This is a genomic window from Clostridium sp. (assembly GCF_030532265.1).
GTDB lineage: Bacteria > Bacillota > Clostridia > Clostridiales > Clostridiaceae > Clostridium.
The window spans coordinates 21,477-27,604 of record NZ_JAUNLM010000023.1; the positions used below are offsets into that span (position 1 = coordinate 21,477).

General features: G+C 24.2%; 4 protein-coding genes and 1 pseudogene. 2 read left to right on the forward strand and 3 right to left on the reverse strand.

Features of this window, described 5'->3' with window-relative positions; genetic code table 11:
• Window positions 1-8: 8 nt before the first annotated feature.
• Window positions 9-1,316, reverse strand: a complete 1,308-nt coding sequence (locus Q4E08_RS06735; RefSeq protein ID WP_303129543.1) for an ABC transporter substrate-binding protein — start codon at window positions 1,314-1,316, stop codon at window positions 9-11.
• A gap of 134 nt (window positions 1,317-1,450) precedes the next feature.
• On the opposite strand from Q4E08_RS06735, the gene Q4E08_RS06740 reads away from it, so the two are divergent.
• Window positions 1,451-3,220 carry a sensor histidine kinase gene (locus Q4E08_RS06740; RefSeq protein ID WP_303129544.1) on the forward strand — a complete coding sequence of 590 codons (1,770 nt, stop codon included), beginning with the start codon at window positions 1,451-1,453 and terminating at the stop codon, window positions 3,218-3,220.
• Window positions 3,221-3,235: 15 nt separating this feature from the next.
• Window positions 3,236-4,726, forward strand: a complete 1,491-nt coding sequence (locus tag Q4E08_RS06745) for a response regulator (RefSeq protein ID WP_303129545.1) — start codon at window positions 3,236-3,238, stop codon at window positions 4,724-4,726.
• 34 nt (window positions 4,727-4,760) lie between these two features.
• Here the strand turns inward: Q4E08_RS06745 and Q4E08_RS06750 are convergent, their stop codons facing one another.
• Both Q4E08_RS06750 and Q4E08_RS06755 read right to left on the reverse strand, forming a co-directional pair.
• Complete coding sequence (locus tag Q4E08_RS06750; RefSeq protein ID WP_303129546.1) at window positions 4,761-5,264, reverse strand: N-acetyltransferase; 504 nt, start codon at window positions 5,262-5,264, stop codon at window positions 4,761-4,763.
• Window positions 5,265-5,275: 11 nt separating this feature from the next.
• Window positions 5,276-5,930 (reverse strand): annotated as a pseudogene (locus tag Q4E08_RS06755) (DUF711 family protein); the annotation flags it as partial.
• Window positions 5,931-6,128 lie beyond the last annotated feature (198 nt).

The window sequence follows — 6,128 nt, forward strand, 5'->3', positions numbered from 1 at the left end:
AATATAAATTATTTTTTCATATCAGTTACTTTTTGTATTCTACTTAAAGTGTCATCAACACTTGTACCAGCAAACATACCTTGAATTGCATCTCTTATTTCTTCTCTTAATTGTGGATTTTTTGCATAATCTCCTGGCTCAAGTTTTGTATCTTTAACATCTACAAAAACTTCATTAAAGGATTTAGCAATTGGTGTAATATCATCAATTTTTTCCATTGTTGTTACTGGGAATATTCCACCCTTAGATAATTTTTGAGATTCATTATATGCTTGTTCATCAGTTAAATATTTTAATAATTTTATTGATGCTTCTAATTTTTCTTCTCCATTATTTGCTGCTAAGCTTATACCTTCTGAAGTACCTGAATGCCAATTATTTTTATATTCTGGGTGCTTCTCAAAATATGGGAAAGGAATAAAACCTATTTTATCTGGAATATCTGAATCATTTATTTGATTCATAAACCATGATCCATTTAAATGCATTGGTGTGTCACCATTTAAAAATAATGATTGTTCTGCACTTGAATCCATAGTTGTTACATTTTCTCCTAAATAACCTTTCTTTTGCCACTTTTGCATTAATTCAAACATTTCTTTCATAACAGGATCATTCCATTTAACTTTTCCATCAATAACATCTTTTGTATATTTAAAATCTGCTCTCTTTAATGCTAAGTTTGCTAAAAGATGTGCACCTCTGAAATTGTCTTTATCACCTAAAACAAATGGTGTTATGCCCTTTGATAAAAATGAATCACAAACCTTTTCAAATTCCTCAATTGTTTTAGGTGGTTTTAAACCATTCTTTTCAAATAATTCTTTATTATAATAAATTCCTGTTGCGAAACATGAAACTGGAACACCATAAAATCCATCAACACCTTCAAATTTCCATGCTTCTAACATTGTTGGTATATATTTATCAGCCCATTTCTTATCCTCACTTGCAACAGTACTTAAATCTAAAAATAATCCATTTTCAACATATTCTTGAAATTGTGTTCCACCATAATTTACAAATAAGTCCGGTGCATCTCCTGTTGCAATAGATGTTTTAAACATATTATTATAAGTTGCTTCATCACCTATAGCTTCATGCTCAACCTTTATATTGGGATTTTCTTCCATAAATTTTTCAATTCTGCTGTTAATCATTATGTCATCAGGACCTTGATCACTACTATACCTTGATAACATTTTTATAGTTACTGTATCTCCTCCACCTTCTGCAGTAGTCTGTTTACTTCCGCATGCAACTAATGATGTCATAGTCATTGCAGCTAATATGCAAGCAATAATCTTTTTCCTCATAAAATATCCCCCCACACTTTTATTTTGGTTAATTTTATGATAACATTTACAATAATAGGTTTAAATGTATTATTTTTTATTTAGTTGTATTATTTTTAGAGTTTACATATTTTGTAAAATTTTAAGGAGGTTTTATGAATCAGTATAAAATTAAAGAAAAGATTATAAATAAATTAAATAATATTAAGTTTAAATCTATTAAAGATAAAGTATTTTACTTTTCTTTCTTTGTTTCTATTTCAATTATATTTTTAATTATTTTTACTTCTTATTTTTTTACATACAGGACACTAAAAAACACTTCAATTTCTAGAGAAAAAACTACTTTAGAATTAATTTCAAATCAAACAGAAATAACTTTAAATTTTGCAGAATCTAACTCCACAAATCTTATGGTTGATAATGATGTACAAACTATACTGAAAAAATGCTCATTAAATAATATATATCCTACTAAAGAAGAAATCTTAAAATTACAAAGAGAAATAGATAAAATTATGTATAAAGATTCTGTTATTTCTGGTGCTATCCTTCATTCTACAAACGGATTTAAAATGCAATCAAATAGCAAATTCATAAGTCTAATACATTCAAATCATATAACTATTGATTTTAATAAATGGTATGGTGGAATATTAGATATACAAGGAAAGCCAAATCTATATATATCAAGACAAATTTTTGATATGAATACAGGAAAACTAATTGGATATTTAGAGCTTTTCATTAAAGAAACCTTTCTTTCAGAAAATTATACAAACAATAAAGGCAAAAGTAATTATATAAATTTCTTTTTAATAAATGATGATGGATTTATAACTTCCTCTTCTAATAGTGAAGACATTACAAATAATATATATAAAAAAATACCTAACATTAAATTTGCTAATAAGGATAATCCATTTTTAATTATTGAAGATAAATCGAAAGATAAATTAACTCTTATGTTATATAATAATAAACTTAATTGGAATATAGTTGCTGATATATATTTAGAAGATATAATCCATGAAAAAGAATCTCTTATAATTTCATTAATAATTTTAATATTTATAGGACTTCTATGTTCTTATATACTATCAAAATTAATTTCAAAATCAATAATAAAACCTATTCATAACTTATATTATGCTATTGCTGAAGTAGAGAAAGGTAATTGGTCTACTGAAATAAAAATTACATCATCAGACGAAATTGGGATTTTATCTAAAAAATTTAATCATCTAATTGTATATATTAAAAATCTTTTAGATAAAATCAAATACGAACAAAATAAGAAAAAGGAATTTGAATTTGAATTAATACAACTTCAAATAAAACCCCACTTTTTATATAATTCACTTGAAAATATATCTGCTCTTATAGAGCTAGAAAAGAATGATGAAGCTGTTAATATGCTAGAAAATCTTTCAACATTTTATAGAAGTATATTAAATAAAGGCAATACATTCATTACAATTAAAGAAGAAATATCTTTAACTGAAAATTACTTAAAAATTATGAAGTACAGATATTATGATATTTTTGATTACAAAATAAACTATGATAAATCTATTGAAAATTTTACTTGTCTTAAATTACTTTTACAGCCCCTAGTTGAAAACTCTATATATCACGGAATTAAAAATAGTAAAATAAAAGGGCTTATAAATATTGATATAGAAAAATTTAAGAATAATATTAAAATAATTATAAAAGATACCGGAATTGGAATGACAGAAAGTGAGTTAAAAAGAGTTATTGAAGGTAAAATAGCCTCCTCTTCAAAAGGTGGATTTGCTGTTAAAAATACTATAGAAAGATTAAATTTATTTTATGATAAAAATTGTACCTTTAATATTATAAGTAAAAAGAACATAGGAACTACTATAATTATAACTATTCCTGCAATTTATAAAAAATAGAAAGGAGACCTTTTTATGATAAATATACTTTTAGTTGATGATGAATATTTAATACGAGCTAAAATAAATAAATACTTAAAGGATAGTATATTTAAATTTGATAATATTTATGAAGCATCAAACGGGTTAGATGCTTTAGAAATAATTAAAAGCAATAATGTAGATATTGCAATAGTAGATATTCAAATGCCATTAATTAATGGAATTGAATTTGTAAAAATTTTAAGAGAAGAATACTATGAAACTAAAATTATATTTTTAACTGGCTTTGAAAAATTTGAATATGCAAGACAAGCTATTCAATACAACATTATTGAATATTTATTAAAACCAATAAAAAAAGATGAACTTTATAATTCAATTGAAAAATGCTTTTCAATTATATATTCTGAACAAAAAAACTTAATAGCTTTAAATGAAATAAATGAAAAAAAGAAATATCAATTTATTATTGATTCTTTATGTGAAGACTTGAATTTAAATTACTCTCCATTAACTATTAAAGATAATTTAAACGTAGTTGTTTCAGTAGAATTAAGTAAAACATCTTATATAATAGACTTGTATAAATTTTTAGATAATAATTTTAAAAGTTATGATGTAATATATGGTCTTTCAAAATATAATAAAATATTAATTTTAGATTGCACTTATTCTGAAAATATTAAAAATTTATTTTTATCCCTTATAAATACAAAATTAGTAGATTACTGCTATTTTAGTACATCAACTAATAAAATAAAAGATAAAGTATTTGAGTGTTTAACAGTATTTCCATCCAAAATATTTTTTAATAAAAATTGCATATTTTTATTTGAAGAAATAAAATATAAATCATTATCTCTTCCTAATAATTTAAAGTTAGATTTTGAATTATTAGCTAGAACAAATTCAAAAGATAAACTTATATCTAAGCTTATATATTATATGTATGAAATAGAAAAATTTAAAGATATAAATGCTTTAAAAACATTAGTATCATATTTCCTTACAGCCTTAGATATTGTAATTTTAAAAGATGAAAGTAGTTTATCATTAATAGATATGGACTACATAATAAATAATTTATTATATTCTAGCAAAAGTCTAGAAGATATAAAAGTATATTGTATTAGTTATTACAATAAAATAATATCAATAAATAAGCCAACTAAACTTAATGACTCTACTAAAATTATAACAAAAGTTAAAAATTATATAGATAAAAATTATACATCTGAAAACCTAAACTTAGAATATTTATCTAATAAATTTTTTATAAATTCATCTCACCTAAGCTCTACATTTAAAAAAATTACTGGAGAAAGCTTAATTGAATATATAACAAAAAGACGTATAGATAAAGCTAAGTCATTAATCAAAAATAATGAAATAAAAATTTCCGAAATAGCTGAAAAAGTTGGATATAAAGACTATTATTATTTTAGCAAAATATTCAAAAAACATGTTGGTATACCTCCACTTAAATATAAACAGCTATCTTATGATACTATAAAAAATCAGTAAAACAACCTTATATGTTTTACTGATTTCTTTATATTTAAAATAATTTTTCAAAAGCTATTCTTTTACTATTATCTTCTAAATAAATGATACCACAATATTTAAAGCCATTTTTCTTAAGTAATTTTTGCATAGCTATATTGTCCTCATGAGTATCTATTTTTATACTATTTACTCCTCTATTTAAAGAAGTACTTTCTACATATTTTATAATATCAGAAGCTAATCCACTTCCCTTATAATTTTCATCTATAGCAATCCTATGTATAACACAAAATTCTCCATTACTAATCCATTTACCATCATGAATTTCATCATAAGTTTTTTCACCATCGAATGAAATAGCAAGTGTTGCTGCAATTTGATTATTTTTTATTACAACATAGCTTATATCATTTGAAATATCACTTTCTATAGATTTTTCATTTGGATACCCATTTTGCCATTGATCTACATTTTGCATTTTTAAACTTTTCTGTGCTGACTTTATAATTTTCATTATAACTTTCACATCTTCATAAGCTGATTTTCTTATTAACATAAACATCTCCCTTAATTTTTAAATGAATGTATTGGTGCTGGAATTCTTCCTCCTCTTTTAATAAATAATGAAGATGAATATTTATTAACCGGCATAACAAGTGCTCTACCTAAAAGTCCTCCAAATTCAACCATATCACCAACTTTACATCCTGGTGCAGGTATAACCCTAACTGCTGTTGTTTTATTATTTATCATCCCAATTGCCGACTCATCTGCAATCATTGCAGACAATGTTTCATCACTTGTATCTCCTGGAACTACTATCATATCTAATCCAACAGAACATATCGCTGTCATAGCTTCAAGCTTTTCTAAATTTAATGAACCATTTAATACTGCATCTATCATACCAGCATCTTATGAAACTGGTATAAATGCTCCACTTAATCCTCCAACATGACTACATGCCATTACTCCACCTTTTTTTTACCGCATCATTTAAAAGTGCAAGTGCTGCTGTAGTTCCGTGTGTTCCTATAACTTCTAGTCCCATTTCTTCTAAAATATGTGCAACTGAGTCACCAACAGTTGGAGTTGAAGCTAATGATAAATCAACTATTCCAAATGGAACATCTAATCTTTTTGACGCTTCTTTTGCTACTAATTGACCCATTCTTGTTATTTTAAATGCAGTCTTATTTATAGTTTCTGAAACAACATCAAATTTTTATTATAATTTTATACTCATGAAATAAATCTGTCAATTTATACAATATTGATATAAATTTATATTTTTAATAGTATTATTTAATAATTATATATTCATTTTAATAAATAAAAAGGTGGCACAAATTCTTGTACCACCTTTTTTATTTATTACTTATTTTTCTTTTTATTCTCTATATTCTCTTTCCATAATGGC

What these genes read in the sequence shown, in the direction of transcription:
- Q4E08_RS06735 (WP_303129543.1), bottom strand. Translation starts at nt 1,316, where the DNA reads ATGAGGAAAAAGATTATTGCTTGCATATTAGCTGCAATGACTATGACA.
- Q4E08_RS06740 (WP_303129544.1), top strand. Translation starts at nt 1,451, where the DNA reads ATGAATCAGTATAAAATTAAAGAAAAGATTATAAATAAATTAAATAAT.
- Q4E08_RS06745 (WP_303129545.1), top strand. Translation starts at nt 3,236, where the DNA reads ATGATAAATATACTTTTAGTTGATGATGAATATTTAATACGAGCTAAA.
- Q4E08_RS06750 (WP_303129546.1), bottom strand. Translation starts at nt 5,264, where the DNA reads ATGTTAATAAGAAAATCAGCTTATGAAGATGTGAAAGTTATAATGAAA.